This window comes from Marinobacterium marinum (assembly GCF_013868415.1).
Classification (GTDB): domain Bacteria; phylum Pseudomonadota; class Gammaproteobacteria; order Pseudomonadales; family Balneatricaceae; genus Marinobacterium; species Marinobacterium marinum.
Genome location: NZ_JACEMT010000052.1, coordinates 165,583 through 179,445 on the forward strand (window position 1 = coordinate 165,583; position 13,863 = coordinate 179,445).

General features: G+C 58.2%; 14 protein-coding genes. 9 read left to right on the plus strand and 5 right to left on the minus strand.

The annotated features are described in order from the left end of the window. Positions 1 to 8: 8 nt before the first annotated feature. Both murU and H1S06_RS12305 read right to left on the minus strand, forming a co-directional pair. Positions 9 to 695 (minus strand): N-acetylmuramate alpha-1-phosphate uridylyltransferase MurU, encoded by a 687-nt coding sequence (gene murU, locus H1S06_RS12300; RefSeq protein WP_181740624.1) that lies wholly within the window; start codon positions 693 to 695, stop codon positions 9 to 11. After that, complete coding sequence (locus H1S06_RS12305; RefSeq protein ID WP_181740626.1) at positions 695 to 1,726, minus strand: aminoglycoside phosphotransferase family protein; 1,032 nt, start codon at positions 1,724 to 1,726, stop codon at positions 695 to 697. The genes murU and H1S06_RS12305 overlap by 1 nt, the downstream gene beginning before the upstream one ends. Positions 1,727 to 1,844: 118 nt before the next feature. Between H1S06_RS12305 and lptD the strand changes: the two genes are divergently transcribed. Genes lptD through apaG form a run of 5 tightly spaced genes read left to right on the plus strand, consistent with a single transcriptional unit; the run spans position 1,845 to position 8,260 of the window. Next, positions 1,845 to 4,748: an LPS-assembly protein LptD gene (gene lptD / locus H1S06_RS12310; RefSeq protein ID WP_181740628.1), complete on the plus strand. Its 2,904-nt coding sequence runs from the start codon at positions 1,845 to 1,847 to the stop codon at positions 4,746 to 4,748. Next, on the plus strand, positions 4,735 to 6,024 hold the full coding sequence (locus tag H1S06_RS12315) for a peptidylprolyl isomerase (protein WP_181740630.1): 1,290 nt from the start codon (positions 4,735 to 4,737) through the stop codon (positions 6,022 to 6,024). Before lptD ends, H1S06_RS12315 begins: the two co-directional genes overlap by 14 nt. 2 nt (positions 6,025 to 6,026) lie before the next feature. Next, complete coding sequence (gene pdxA, locus H1S06_RS12320) at positions 6,027 to 7,019, plus strand: 4-hydroxythreonine-4-phosphate dehydrogenase PdxA (RefSeq protein ID WP_181740632.1); 993 nt, start codon at positions 6,027 to 6,029, stop codon at positions 7,017 to 7,019. Positions 7,020 to 7,023: 4 nt separating this feature from the next. Beyond that, complete coding sequence (gene rsmA, locus H1S06_RS12325; RefSeq protein ID WP_181740634.1) at positions 7,024 to 7,851, plus strand: 16S rRNA (adenine(1518)-N(6)/adenine(1519)-N(6))-dimethyltransferase RsmA; 828 nt, start codon at positions 7,024 to 7,026, stop codon at positions 7,849 to 7,851. A gap of 22 nt (positions 7,852 to 7,873) precedes the next feature. Further along, positions 7,874 to 8,260 (plus strand): Co2+/Mg2+ efflux protein ApaG, encoded by a 387-nt coding sequence (gene apaG, locus H1S06_RS12330; RefSeq protein ID WP_181740636.1) that lies wholly within the window; start codon positions 7,874 to 7,876, stop codon positions 8,258 to 8,260. Between the two features lies 1 nt (position 8,261). On the opposite strand, the gene H1S06_RS12335 is transcribed toward apaG, so the two are convergent. Next, on the minus strand, positions 8,262 to 9,128 hold the full coding sequence (locus H1S06_RS12335; protein ID WP_181740638.1) for a DUF72 domain-containing protein: 867 nt from the start codon (positions 9,126 to 9,128) through the stop codon (positions 8,262 to 8,264). Positions 9,129 to 9,201: 73 nt separating this feature from the next. On the opposite strand from H1S06_RS12335, the gene H1S06_RS12340 reads away from it, so the two are divergent. From H1S06_RS12340 to H1S06_RS12350, 3 genes are read left to right on the plus strand one after another with little or no spacing between them, the layout of a single operon-like run. Then, positions 9,202 to 10,008: a motility protein A gene (locus H1S06_RS12340; RefSeq protein WP_181740641.1), complete on the plus strand. Its 807-nt coding sequence runs from the start codon at positions 9,202 to 9,204 to the stop codon at positions 10,006 to 10,008. Then, positions 10,005 to 10,811 (plus strand): flagellar motor protein MotB, encoded by an 807-nt coding sequence (locus H1S06_RS12345; protein ID WP_181740643.1) that lies wholly within the window; start codon positions 10,005 to 10,007, stop codon positions 10,809 to 10,811. The genes H1S06_RS12340 and H1S06_RS12345 overlap by 4 nt, the downstream gene beginning before the upstream one ends. Beyond that, complete coding sequence (locus H1S06_RS12350) at positions 10,811 to 11,182, plus strand: hypothetical protein (RefSeq protein WP_181740645.1); 372 nt, start codon at positions 10,811 to 10,813, stop codon at positions 11,180 to 11,182. Before H1S06_RS12345 ends, H1S06_RS12350 begins: the two co-directional genes overlap by 1 nt. A 49-nt stretch (positions 11,183 to 11,231) precedes the next feature. On the opposite strand, the gene pdxH is transcribed toward H1S06_RS12350, so the two are convergent. Continuing rightward, positions 11,232 to 11,879 carry a pyridoxamine 5'-phosphate oxidase gene (gene pdxH, locus H1S06_RS12355; RefSeq protein ID WP_181740647.1) on the minus strand — a complete coding sequence of 216 codons (648 nt, stop codon included), beginning with the start codon at positions 11,877 to 11,879 and terminating at the stop codon, positions 11,232 to 11,234. Positions 11,880 to 11,995: 116 nt separating this feature from the next. Between pdxH and H1S06_RS12360 the strand changes: the two genes are divergently transcribed. Beyond that, a complete protein-coding gene (locus tag H1S06_RS12360) occupies positions 11,996 to 12,688 on the plus strand; it encodes a hypothetical protein (protein ID WP_181740649.1) in 693 nt (230 codons plus the stop codon). 45 nt (positions 12,689 to 12,733) lie between these two features. Here H1S06_RS12360 and H1S06_RS12365 read toward each other — a convergent pair whose 3' ends face one another. Continuing rightward, the gene (locus H1S06_RS12365; RefSeq protein ID WP_181740651.1) at positions 12,734 to 13,735 is read right to left on the minus strand and encodes a hypothetical protein; all 1,002 of its coding nucleotides are present in this window, start codon (positions 13,733 to 13,735) and stop codon (positions 12,734 to 12,736) included. Positions 13,736 to 13,863 lie beyond the last annotated feature (128 nt).

Consider the following 13,863-nt stretch of genomic DNA (forward strand, 5'->3'; position numbering starts at 1 on the left):
GACTCTCCTCAGAACACGTCCGACCGCAGGCGCTGGTCCAGTGCCCGCAGACGATCAGGTGTACCTACATCTTCCCAGTATCCTTCATGCCGGGAACCGCTGACCAACCCGCGAGCCATGGCTTGACGCAGCAGGGGAGCCAAAGCAAAAGCGGAATCCTCGATACCGGCAAAGAGCCCAGGGGTCAGAATACTGATACCGCTGAAGGTCAGACGGTCGTCTCCTGCCTCGGAAACCCGCCCATCGCATGACAAGGCAAAGTCGCCATCCGCATGCCAGGCCGGGTTATCAACCAGCACCAGATGAGCGCCTCCTGCCGGCGGTCGTATCGCCACCAGCGGTGTCAATGCCTGAGTACTGAACAGATCCCCGTTCAACACCAGAAAGGCTTCATCGCCCTCATCGCACAGCAGAGGTAGAGCCTTGCGAATGCCACCTCCGGTTTCCAGAGGTTCGGTCTCGGCCGAGTAACGGAGCCGAGCACCATAGCGTTCACCACTGCCAAGATAGCTTTCAATCTGCTCCCCCAGCCAGGCATGGTTGATCACGATGTCCGCGATTCCGGCCGCGACCAGGCGCTCGATATGATATTCGATCAGCTTTTTGCCCCCCGCTTCAAGCAGAGGCTTGGGGGTGGTTAATGTCAGCGGTCGCATCCGTGTACCCAGCCCGGCCGCCAAAATCATCGCTTTCATCATGCCCACCAGTGTGCGAGCGACTGCCCACTGAAACGCGGATGTGCCTCAAAAGCCGGAATGACACGCTTTTCCAGCCAGCGGGTAAAGGTATCAAGCTCCTCGTAGCGCGCCGAGGCTCGATACAGATAGGATAGCGTACGAGGCAGGTCATCCAGGTATCCTTCCTTACCGTCTCGCAGCCAGAGACGACTGAATATACCCAACACCTTCAGATGACGCTGCATGCCCATCAAGTCGAACTGCTGCTGAAACAGGCCCGACTCGCCCACTTCAACACCATCCTGCAACAGACGCTGGCGAAAGGCTTCGACCCAGAAACGCACCTGCTCATCCGGCCAGTCCACGTAACAGTCACGCAGCAAAGACACCAGATCATAGGTCACCGGACCTTTCACCGCATCCTGAAAGTCGATCACGCCCAGTCCCTGTTCGCACAGCATCAAATTGCGCGAGTGATAGTCACGATGCACACTGACCTGCGGCTGCGCCAGCGCCGACTCAATCAGCAATTTGGCCACCAGACCGAGCAGCGTGTATTCCTCCTCGGACAACTCCAGCCCCAGCAGGCGGGTCAGAAACCATTCAGGAAAGAGTGCCATTTCCCGCGCCAGCATTACCCTGTCATAGGGAGGCAACTGAGGGTTGGTGGTACGCTGAACCTGCCGCAATACCTCCAGTGCCTGCGTGTAATGCGTCTCAACGGTTGCGCTCTCCAGCGCTGGCAGCAGCAGCGAGTCACCGAAGTCTTCCAGCAGCATAAAGCCCTGTTCAAGATCACTGGCAATTACGCGTGGCACCGGAACGCCCTGAGCCAGCCAGCCCTGGGCTACGGCAATAAAGGGCTCGCAATCCTCATGTTCGGGGGGGGCATCTACCGCAATCCAGCTCCCCTCGTCACCCCGTGCGCGGAAATAGCGACGAAAACTGGCATCACCGGAAACCGGCTCCAGTTCGGCAGCCACCTGCATTTCCTGATCTTTCGCCTGCTGCTGTACCCACTGTGAAAGCTGCTTCAGCCTCTGCCCCATTCGCTCCTGTCCTCTAGCACTTGAAGTTGTGAATGCTTTATCATGCATGGCTCGATATGGTACTCGACTTGAGAGCTGGCGTGAAACCAGCCTTCGACCGCAACTGGATAGCGATCTGATGCCCTTTAACACCCGTGCTGCATTTAAACTGACACTGGCGGTCGCCGCTGCGATCAGTGCCCAGACACTGCATGCCCAAACCAACCCGGACCGCCTGTGGAGCTGCAACCTTACGCCCAGTGGCGAGTGGGACTGTGAAGTCAATGAACACCTGGCGCAGCCCTCAGGGCCAACACCGCCGATCAGCAACGACACCACGGAGTCCGACACCAGTGCAGCCGAGCAGACCGCCGAAGCGTCCCCGGCCGGCCGAGTGGAAGCCGTTGCCGAACCCGCTGCTGTAACAGCTACCGCTCCCGTTACGGAAGTCATTACGACAAACGGCGCCCCCGAACCTATCGACTGGCCAGAGAACTTTACGTCCCGACCTCAACCTGCCGCTCGGTCTGCCACGGCTTCGGTCCCCTCAGCGGACAAGGCGGCCTGGGATTGTGTCGCAGAAGGCGACAGCTGGGAATGCAACCATGACAACGCGCCCGCCTCAGCCCCGGATACACGCGCACAGGGGCAGGCCGTTGCCACCGCCGGCGCACCTGAATGGAGTTGTACGGCCGGTGGCGATGATTGGGATTGCAAGGAAGTACCGGGCACGGCTCCGGTCACCCGGCAGGCCGCCTTGGGACCTCTGGTTCCGGCAACCGCCGCAGCGCTGGACTGGTACCCCTACGCCCCCGGGGAAGCCACGGGGGCTTGTATCGGACATTACGTTGAACCCGACTTCGCCTTCCTTGATGACGACCGGCCGTTCGACCAACAACCGGTCTATGTCAATGCCCTGAATTCGTCTACCGAACTTGGTGGCCTGACCCAACTGGAAGGCGGTATCCAGCTGCAGCGTGGCGGCCGCCTGATCAGCAGTGTGCGTGGTGAATACGACCAGCAATCCAGTGTTGCACGCCTGTTCGGGGAAGTGCGCTATCGCGAGAGAGGCCTCCTGCTCACCAGTGAGCAGGCCGATGCCGATATGCTCAGTGGCAAGACCCTGTTCCACAATGCTCAATATGTGATGCACCAGGAACACATGCGAGGACAGGCCGAACAGATCACGCGCTACGGCGACCGCCGGGTCGAACTGTCCAAAGGGGCCATTACTTTCTGCGCCCCCGGCAGCAATGCCTGGCAGATTGCGGCCAGCAACATTGAACTGAACCCGGAAAACGGCCGTGGCGTCGCGCGCCATGCAACCTTTGATGTCGCCGGCGTACCCGTTTTGTATACACCCTACCTGTCATTCCCGATCGATGATCGCCGCCAGTCCGGTTTCCTGTTCCCAAGCCTGGGCTATTCCGAGAGCAACGGCATAGATATTGCCATCCCCTACTATTTCAATCTGGCGGAAAACTACGACGACACCCTGACACTGCGCCACATCGGCGAGCGTGGCCTGTTGCTGGAAAACGAATTCCGCTACATGAACCACTGGTCGCACAACACGCTCAGCAACGCCTGGCTGTCCGGTGATGACAAATACGGCGACGACCGTTGGCTGTTTGGCTTCAAGCACAACGGCATGCCAATGGACAACCTCCACAGCCGTATCGATTTCACCCGAGTCAGCGACGATGACTACTTCGAGAACCTGGGCACGGACCTTGAAGTCCGCCGCAACGACCACCTCAACCAGATCTTTGAACTGCGCTACCTGCAGCCCGGCTGGAACCTGTCGTTGATGACCCATAGCTATCAGACCATCGATGGCTCGACACCTTACGAGAAAGTGCCTCAACTGACACTGAGCGGTACTCAACCGGGTTTAGCCGGCGCCTTGGATTTCAGCTATGTCGCCGAATATACGCGTTTTGATCGGGATCTGGACAGTATTTACGCGCCCAAGGGCAAGGCCGATGCCACTGTGGGCGACCGTGTCCACCTGAGTCCGCGCCTGAGCGCCGCCTTTGAACGCCCCTGGGGCTATATCCGCCCATCGGCCACGCTCTGGCATTCGGAATACGACCTCGAAAACGAGCGCGACAATTCGCTGGACGGCGGTTACTCTGCCAGCGCCGGCATCGTCAGCATCGACTCCGGACTGGTACTGGAACGCGAATTCGATCTGGCCGACGGCCAGTACATCCAGACGCTGGAACCGCGCCTGATGCTGCTGCATGCGGACGTGAATTCGGACGACCTGCAGGATATCCCCCTGTTCGATTCCTCTTTGCTCGACTTCACCTACTACAACCTGTTCCATGAAACCGGCTGGAGTGGCAATGACCGTGTCGCCGATACCCAGCAGGCTACGCTGGGCCTGTCCAGTGCGGTCTACTCGGATCAGGGCATTGAAAAGCTCCGTCTGGGCGTTGCCCAGGCGCACTACTTTGCCGACCGTGAATACGCCGGTCGCCCCGGCGATCGCAATAACGGCGGTACCGATAACAGCTCCAACCTGGCCACGCTGGCCAACTGGAACTTCACCCGCAACCTGCGCCTCACTCATAATGGCGAAGTTGACCGGGATACCTACGAATTTCTGGAGCACAACTATAAACTGAGCTATTTGCCGGGCGACAAGCGACTGCTCTACCTGAGCTATCGTGACAACCTGGAAAAATACAACGACGATCCCGCAAACAGCTCGGCGCACCAACAGATGGACCTGGCCTTCCGCTGGCCGTTAAGCAACAGCTGGACCGGTTATGGCCGCTGGCAACAGGATCTGGACAACAATGAAAACCTGGAAACCCTGCTTGGTATCGAATACTCCAGCTGCTGCTGGAAACTGCGCCTGAGCGGCCGCAGCTGGGTGGTAGACCCGGATGGCAACGTGGAAGAATTTGAGACGGACAATGGCGTCTTCCTGCAGTTCGTGTTGCGCGGTCTGGGCGCCTTCGGACAGGGTCAGGGACGCGAATTCCTGGAAGAAATTACCGGATATGACGAGGATGACAATGGCGCTTTCTAAACTCAGACAGCCACTGCTGGCACTGGTATTACTGGCAACGCCCCTGGCCTCACTGCAGGCCGAAGTACTGGACCGTATCGCCGCGGTCGTCAATGAAGACATCGTACTGGAGAGCGAACTGGAGCAACGCTTGACGCTGGTGCGCCAGCAAATCACGGCGCGCGAGGAAACCCGCCTTCCTCCCGAGGACGTGCTCCGCCAACAGGTGCTGGACCGGTTGATCCTTGAAAACATCCAGTTGCAGCTGGCCGAACGTCAGGGCATCCGGGTACCTGACCTGCAGCTCAACGAGGCCATGAACCGCATCGCTGCCCAGAACAACATGACGCTGGCCCAGTTTCGTGAAGCACTTATCGCCGAAGGCCAGAATTATGCCCAGGCACGCGAACAGATCCGCCGCGAAATCCTGCTGACCCAGGTACAGCAGAGCAGTGTTAATCGCCGTATCAGCGTATCCGAGCAGGAAATTCAGAGTTTCCTCGAGTCTGAACTGGGGCAACAACAGGTACAGGCCGAATACCAGCTCCGCAATATCCTTTTTGCTCTGCCGGAAAACGCTACACCCGAAATGATTCGCAAGGCTGAAGAGAAAGCAAAGGATGCCCACGCCCAGTTGGAGCAGGGAACTTCCTTTGCAGAACTGGCCATCGCTATCTCCAACGCTCCCAACGCTCTGCAGGGCGGCGAGCTGGGCTGGCGCCGTGAAACCGAATTGCCGGAAACCCTGGCCAACGCAATCAACAAACTGTCGCCAGGCGAATATAGCCGCCCGGTACGCACCCCGGGAGGTTTCCACCTGCTGCTGGTTGAAGACAAACGCGGTGGCAAGGTGCAGCTGGTTGAACAGACCAAGGTCCGTCACATCCTGCTGACCCCGAATGAAATCCGCAATGACGATCAGACCCGTCGTCTTATCAATAACCTGTACCAACGACTGCGTGAAGGCCAGCCCTTCGATGATCTGGCCCGCCGTTACAGCGACGACCCGGCCAGCGGCTCTCAGGGCGGTGATCTGGGCTGGACCCAGGACGGTCAAATGGTGCCTGAATTCGAGCAGGTCATGAACCGCTCCGGCAAAGGCGAAATCAGCGAGCCTTTCGAGTCCCGTTTCGGCTGGCACATCCTGCAGGTGCAGGACTACCGTACCCAGGATCTGGGAGAAGAGATGCTCGAATCTCAGGCCCGCAACAGTATCCGCCAGCGCAAGTTCAATGAAGAGCTGGGCAACTGGTTGCGTGAGATTCGTTCACAAGCCTATATCGAGCGTAAAAATTGATCGTGAGCTGCCCTCGTATTGCCATAACCCCAGGTGAACCGGCCGGAGTTGGCCCGGAACTCTGCATTCAGCTGGCTCAGCAGGAACAGGCATGCCAGCTGGTTGCCGTTGCGGACCCCGCTCTGCTGCAGGCCCGCGCCGAACTGCTGGGACTGCCCTTGCAACTGCTGCCGCTGGACGTCGCAGCAGCGGCCACTCCGGCACCGCCGGGCAGCCTGTATTACCAACCGGTGAGCCTACACGCACCAAGTGAAGTCGGTCGACTTGATCCTGCCAACGCGGCCTATGTACTGGAGACTCTGACCACCGCTACTCAGGGTTGCCTTGCCGGCACTTTTGACGCACTGGTGACCGCACCGGTACACAAGGGCGTCATCAACGACGCGGGCATTCCGTTCAGCGGCCATACCGAATTTCTTGAAGAGATGACCGCCAGCCGCAAGGTCGTGATGATGCTGGCAACCGAGGGGCTCAAGGTGGCGCTCGCGACCACCCACTTGCCACTGGCACAGGTACCTGCCGCCATCACCCGCCCATTGCTGGAAGAGGTCATCGAAGTCCTGCTGCAGGATCTGACGCGCTCCTTCGGCATCGACAACCCCTGCATTCTTGTCGCCGGTCTCAATCCTCATGCCGGAGAAGGTGGACACATGGGCCGCGAGGAAATTGACACCATCACCCCGGTTCTTGACCAGTTCCGCACCCGCGGTGCCCGACTGGTCGGCCCACTCCCGGCCGATACCCTGTTTACCGAGCACCATCTGCGCAACGCCGATGCGGTGCTGGCCATGTATCATGACCAGGGACTGCCGGTACTGAAATACAAGGGCTTCGGCCGCGCTGCCAATATCACCCTGGGGCTGCCGATCATTCGCACGTCTGTTGATCACGGCACGGCCCTGGACCTCGCCGGTACCGGTCAGGCCGATGCCGGCAGTCTGCTAACAGCCGTTCAGTTCGCGCTGGACATGGCGCGCCACCAATCAGGTAATTGACCCGATGAGTAAGAAACACCTGGGCCATAGGGCGCGCAAGCGCTTTGGCCAGAACTTCCTGCATGACCAGGGTGTCATTGGTCGCATTATTCGCGCCATTAACCCCCAACCGGAGCAGCACCTGGTCGAGATCGGCCCGGGGCTTGGTGCCCTGACCGAGGAACTGCTGGACGCCTGCAAGGGTGAACTGGATGTAGTAGAGCTGGACCGTGACCTGATCCCGGTCCTGCGAACCCAGTTTTTCCGCTATGCCGACACCTTCAGAATTCATGAAGCGGATGCGCTGAAGTTCGACTTTTCCGGTTTGCAACAGGACGCCCGTGCCCTGCGCATTGTCGGCAACCTGCCCTACAATATCTCAACCCCGCTGATCTTCCATCTGTTGAGCTTTAATGGCCTGATCGAGGACATGCATTTCATGCTGCAGAAGGAAGTCGTCGACCGCCTGGCTGCAGGCCCCGGTGACAACCACTACGGCCGCCTCGGCATCATGGCGCAGTACTATTGTCGCGTCGAGCCGCTGTTCATCGTCCCGCCGGGAGCCTTCTCACCGGCCCCCAAGGTAGACTCCGCCATTGTGCGCCTGGTGCCCTACGCCGAACCTCCTGTTCCGGCCAAGGATGTGAAACAGTTGCAAAATGTGGTCCGCACCGCATTCGGTCAACGCCGCAAGACACTGCGCAACAACCTCAAGCAGCTGATCAGCGCCGAGCAGCTGGAAACGCTGGGGATTGACCCGGGCCTGCGCCCCGAGCGCCTGACTCTGGCCGAATTCGTGGCGATCAGCGACGCCCTGAGCGATACGGTCGACACGCCACCTTCATCCGAATAAAAACGAGGATAATTCCGAACTGATGGATGCCACCGATTACAGCCGCCATATCACGATCCATGTCGCCACCGCCTATCTGCCGGACCAGTCCGAGCCGGAGGCACACCGTTTCGTATTCTCCTATCAGATCAGCATCACCAACAACAATGCCGACAGCGTGCAACTGCTGCACCGCAAATGGCGCATCACCGATGGCAACGAACACGTGCAAGAGGTGGAAGGTGAAGGGGTTGTCGGTGAGAAGCCTGTAATCGAACCGGGCCAGACCTACGAATACACCAGCGGCACCGTCCTGGCCACGGAGGTGGGCAGCATGCAGGGACTCTACGGCATGGAGGCCGCCGATGGTTCTCCCTTCAATGCCCTGATTCCCCCATTCACACTGGCCCTGCCCAACGCCCTGCACTGATTCAGAACAGGCCGGGCTGACGACGCAACCGCTCTCGCCCGGCCCAGTCCTGAAACCCCGATGCCAGTGTCGGCCGGCGCTGTTGCAATTGCCGGGCAAACCAGCGTGCCAGTTCCGGCGCTTCACCATTGCTGGGCGTGTGCATGAAGACAAAGGGCGTTTTACCCTCTCCGATCCAGCGCAACACCTGATCCACCCAGGGTAGCAGCCAGCGTTCGCCCTGCTGTCGATTCAACGGCGAAATAAACCTCAGCATGGGTGCATCACCCGTTGCCAGTACCCGCAACGGCAGACGTGGTTTCTGCTCCAACGCCTCTCGCGTAATCGGGTCGGACGGCGGGTTGGCAAACAGCGCCCGCGTATCGAAACTGATCCGGTTCACCCCAAAAGCCTGCAACACCTCGTTCAGGCGTTGTTCGGCTTCTCCACGCTGAAAGAATGCCGGATGCCGCACCTCCACCGCATAACGCACCCCGGCTGGCAGGGTACCAAGGAAACGCATCAGCTCCGGCAACTGTTCAGGGCCGAAACGGGCGGGCAGCTGCAGACACAGCATGCCAAGCTTCGGTGCCAGTGGCTGCAAGCGCTCCAGAAAAGCGGACAGATCTTCACTCTCGTGCCGCAGAGCCCCCTGATGGCTGATACTCTGGGGAAATTTGAAACAAAAACGGAAATCGGGAGGGGTTTCCTCCAGCCAGCGACGCACGCTGACCACACTTGGCAAGCCATAGAAGGTGGTATTGCCCTCCACCGAATTAAAGCTGGCCGCATACTGTTCCAGAGCCCCCTGATCCGGGTCTTGCAGCAGGGTGTTATTCCACTCTGGATGCTTCCATTGTGGCAGTCCGATAAAGTAGTCTGACGTCATTGTCTTGCTGTTGTTATACTCGGCTCTCGTTTCCAGCAGTCCGCTTTTGACTGATTACAGGGTACTCAAGCACATGGATTTCGCATCACTTCTCGGTATTATCTCAGGTCTTGCCCTGATCATCAGTGCTATTTTTCTGGGCGGCAATGCCGATGTTTTCCTTAATGTGCCCGGACTGATGATCGTCGCCGGCGGTACGATTGCCGCCACCCTGCTCACCGTTCAATTCAAGGATGTTCTCAACGCCTTCAAGGCGGCCTGGATCGTCTTTACCCGTGACAACACCAACCCTCAGGAAATGATTGATACCATGCTGGAACTCAGCCGGGTGTCGCATCGCCACGGATTACTCAAACTGGGGGATGTGGAAAGTGATTCGCACATGCTTAAACGTGCCTGCAACCTGCTGTCCGAAGCCGCTTCCGAACAGGTCATTCGCAACACCCTGCAGAACGAAATCGATTCACTGATTGCACGTCATCACACGGTACAGGATGTATTTCGCAAAATGGCCGCCTACGCACCGGCGTTCGGTATGCTGGGCACTCTGATCGGCCTGATTCAGATGCTGAGCCAGCTGTCCAACCCCGATACCATTGGTCCCGCCATGGCAGTGGCACTGCTCACCACCTTTTACGGCTCACTGCTGGCCACCATGGTTTTCCTGCCGATCGCCGGCAAGCTGCATGCCCGCACCCTGGCCGAAGTCACCAATCTGGAAATTATCCGCGAAGGCTGCATCAGCATCCTGACCAACGACCATTACATGCATGTCTACGAGCAGCTGTCTTCTTACCTCCCGGAAGCCCAGCGCAAGCCGATGAAGGTAGGTCGCGGCAAACAGCCCGCGTCCGCCGTTCCTGGCAAGGAACGTACATGAACAGCCGACGTCGCGAGTTGACCGAAGAGCCGGGGACACCTGGCTGGCTGGTGACCTATGCCGACCTGATGACGCTGCTGCTGGTTTTTTTCGTGTTGCTGTTTTCCATTTCCAGCGTTGAGAAGGAGCGTTTTTCAGAAGCGGTACGCTCATTCCAGAGCGCCTTCCAGCGTGCTGTTTCCGGCGCCCCGAACAGCCTGATTCCTCTGGAATACACCGCGCCGCCTCAGTTGCCCGATACCATCCGTGATACCCTGCTCGAGCCCCCCAAACATGCTCCTGAGCAAAACGACAGCGAAGACGAAATATCCGAACAGGCCCGTCGCGCTCAGGCGCTGCAGCTGGATTGGGAACGTTTGGGGCGGGACCTGGACAACGCACTGGCGCAAATGCAGATGCAAGAGGCCGTAGAGATAGGAGCACCCAAGGACGGCAAGTTGTCGCTCCGGGTCAAAGGGGGACTGTTGTTCACTTCCGGCTCGTCTACATTCAACCATGCCATGCTGCCAATGCTGGATGCATTGCTGGAAACCCTGCAACAGAACCCCCATTACAAACTGGAAATTCAGGGACACACGGACGATTTGCCGATCAGTACTCCACAATTCCCGTCCAACTGGGAACTATCGGCGGTACGTGCAACAACCGTGCTACGCTACATGGTGGATGCCGGCATCAACCCCAGGCGCCTGACCGCAACCGGCTACGGCTCATCGCTACCGCTGGTGCCCAATACATCGGACGTCAACCGTGCCATTAATCGACGTATCGAATTTGTGCTGGAAAAACGAGCATTGGAATAATGAAACCGCGGATTCACATACCTGACTGTGCCGACAGTGGACGGCGTGCCTACCGACTTCAGGTCGACAATACAACACCGTTGATCGTGCGCCTCGGTGGTGACCCTGTACGGGTCGACAATTTTTCCACAACCGGCCTGGCTTTCTTTACCGAAACCCAGCTGACACTGCAATACTACCCGGGGCAGCTTAAATTCAGAATCGGAACCCGCGTGCATCAGCTGGATTGCACGCTGCAACTGGTACGCAAAAGCGGTGCCCTCTGGTGCGCCAATTTCTCCGGCCTGTCAGTGCGGGAACAGCGCCTGCTGTCGGAATTCATCAGCTGGTATCAAGCTGAAACCATTCGCAACAAGTATCGCAAGGTATAACCCGGTCCAACCTGACCTGCTGCTCCGCCAGCAGGTCAGACAGTAAACCTCAAGGCTGCAGGCGCTCCAGCTGCCACTGGCCTTCGACCCGCGTATAGCGAAAGCGGTCATGCAACCGATTTTCCCGTCCCTGCCAGAACTCGATCTGGTGCGGAATCAGACGGTATCCTCCCCAGGTTTCGGGACAGGGGACCTGCTGCCCCGCATAACGCTGCCCCAGCGTCTGCACACGTTGCTCCAGCGTCTCGCGGTGATCGACGGCATGGCTCTGCACCGAAGCCGCAGCGCTTAATTGACTGCCGTGCGGTCGCTGATGAAAATAGGTCTCGCCATCCGCATGGGGCAACTGCTCCACTTGCCCCCTGATGCGCACCTGTCGCTCCAGGCCACGCCAGTAGAACATCAACTCGGCCTTGGGGTTCTGCTGCAGGTGTTGGCCTTTTTCGCTGCGAAAATCGGTAAACCAGCAAAAACCGTCATGATCGAAGTGTTTCAGCAATACAATGCGGGCTGCGGGCCAACCTGCAGCATCGGCGGTTGCCAACGTCATGGATGTGGCGTCATCGGGGTGGGCTTCCAGCGCGCCTTGCATCCAGCCATGGAACTGCGCCAGCGGGTCTGCGGCCATATCGCGACGGTGCAAGCCTGCCGCAACATATTCACGACGCAAGGCACTGATTTCAGGGGTTTCACTCATAATGTTCTCCAGTCAGATGACGCGGGCCATTACTATAAACCATCGTCCAGGGGTTATACTGCCCCCGATCATGCATGGAGCATTTTCAGCCCTGTCCACACATGGAGCCAAACCCGATGGCCAGTACCCGAACCAGCCGCACTGTCGTGGCGATCGCCGTACTCTCTCTGCTGCTTGGTGGCTGTAGCGGTAGCGGAAAACCACGCCCGTTCCAACTGAAAAATCTGGCCAAATCCGAAATCGACATGGTAGCCGATCTGCATGTCGAAACGGTCAACAAGCTCGCCCGCAAGCTTGCCATCAAACTGTACAAGCGCAACCCTCGCGAGCTGGCCAAGGTCCCCGGCATGACCCTCGAACACCGCCTGGAATTACTGCTGGGCTCGCCACGTTTGATTACTCACCCCGAGCTTGGCAATCGGTATGCCGAAAAGGCCATCCCTCTGGCCTTTGATCCGAACTTTCAGGGTGACCGCGTCTTTGCGCTGATGGTCGGTATCACCGGCATGCTGCATGCGTCCTACAGTTACCGAGACGAATTTTTCATGCTCAATGATATGGACCAGCAGAAACTGTACAACTCGGCGCGCAACCTGGAAATCGTCGCCTGGCGCCTGAATACCTACCGCCAGCCCGACGGTAGCCCCTTTCTGTTGGCCAACAGCCCGGAGAACCTGAGCTTTGAACGCCTGCTCGGCAAACTGATCGCTCACCAGGACATGATGTCGCGTATCGTGTCGGACGCCACCAACCGCGCCGTCAACACCGTTGTCCACGGCATCGCTTCAACCACCCTGCTGCCGATCTAGCCACCGGCAGCAAACAGGAGCCTGCGGCAGGCTCGAGCCGGCACATCAGCAATCGCGCAGAGGCCTGAGTATCCGGATGTCATTGATCTTGTGGTTTTCATTGAGGAACAGAGTAACATCGGCCTGCTTGGGCATTTGCTCCAGCATGGCCCGCGTCAAGCGTTCGTAATGCTGAATAAAGCGTTGGATCTCGTTTTCATTCATGATCCGCAAATGGTCGGTAGGCTGCTGAGTGTCGTAGATGTACTGCACACGCTCGGCCAGCTTTTTTTCCTGCAGTGAGCGCCATTCATACACCGCATCCATGCTGGGCACACACAGCATCAGCAACAGGTCCAGGCGTGAAAAAAGCTCTCGATAGGGCCCCTTAAGCTGCTCATTGACATAGCGGCGCCAGATCCCGTCCGGGTCTTCGTCTCCTTCCAGCTGGTTCACGGCTTCATCCAGAGACTCGTCCGGCTGAGCCTGGGCACCAACGCACCAGCCTTCAAAGACAATCAGATCGGCACCGCCGATCCATTCCTGCCAGACAAAATCGGGACAACGGTCATCGATCGACTTGTCGAATACCGGTATTTTGGTGATCCGTTCCGGGTCATCGGCGCAGAGGCTGTCGATAATATCGATACCCAGCTGAACATCATGCGTGCCCGGTACGCCACGAGTCACAAACAGGGGGTGAATCGCCTCGGCCATGGCCTCGCGATCGGCACGGGTCTTGTACAGATCGTCAATCGAAAAACCGACGACCCGCAAACCGAACCCCTCTCCCAAAATGACTTCCAGCAGATTGAACAACGTCGACTTGCCCGCCCCCTGAGCACCATTGATTCCCAGCACCAGAGGCGTTCCCAGCTGCCGCTTGCGTGCCAGTATCCAGGCTGCCAGCGGCACATAAATTTCCTCGAACATCTCCTTCAGACCGATATCCACTTTCAACGATTCCAGCGTCGCCGCAAAGGCCTGTTCTACAGCCTGAACCGCATGCTGCCGTTCTTCTATCGATAAACAAAGCTGATTACGGGGCCAACGGGTCAATATGCTCATGGTATTTCCTGTTTAACTCAGACCAAAACGCTGTGGACGGGCCGTCAGTCTATACCAGTTCCGTCCGGGCAGATAATCGACAAAAATGTTGCCTTTCAAATACACTCCAGACATTCCCGCTTGAACTT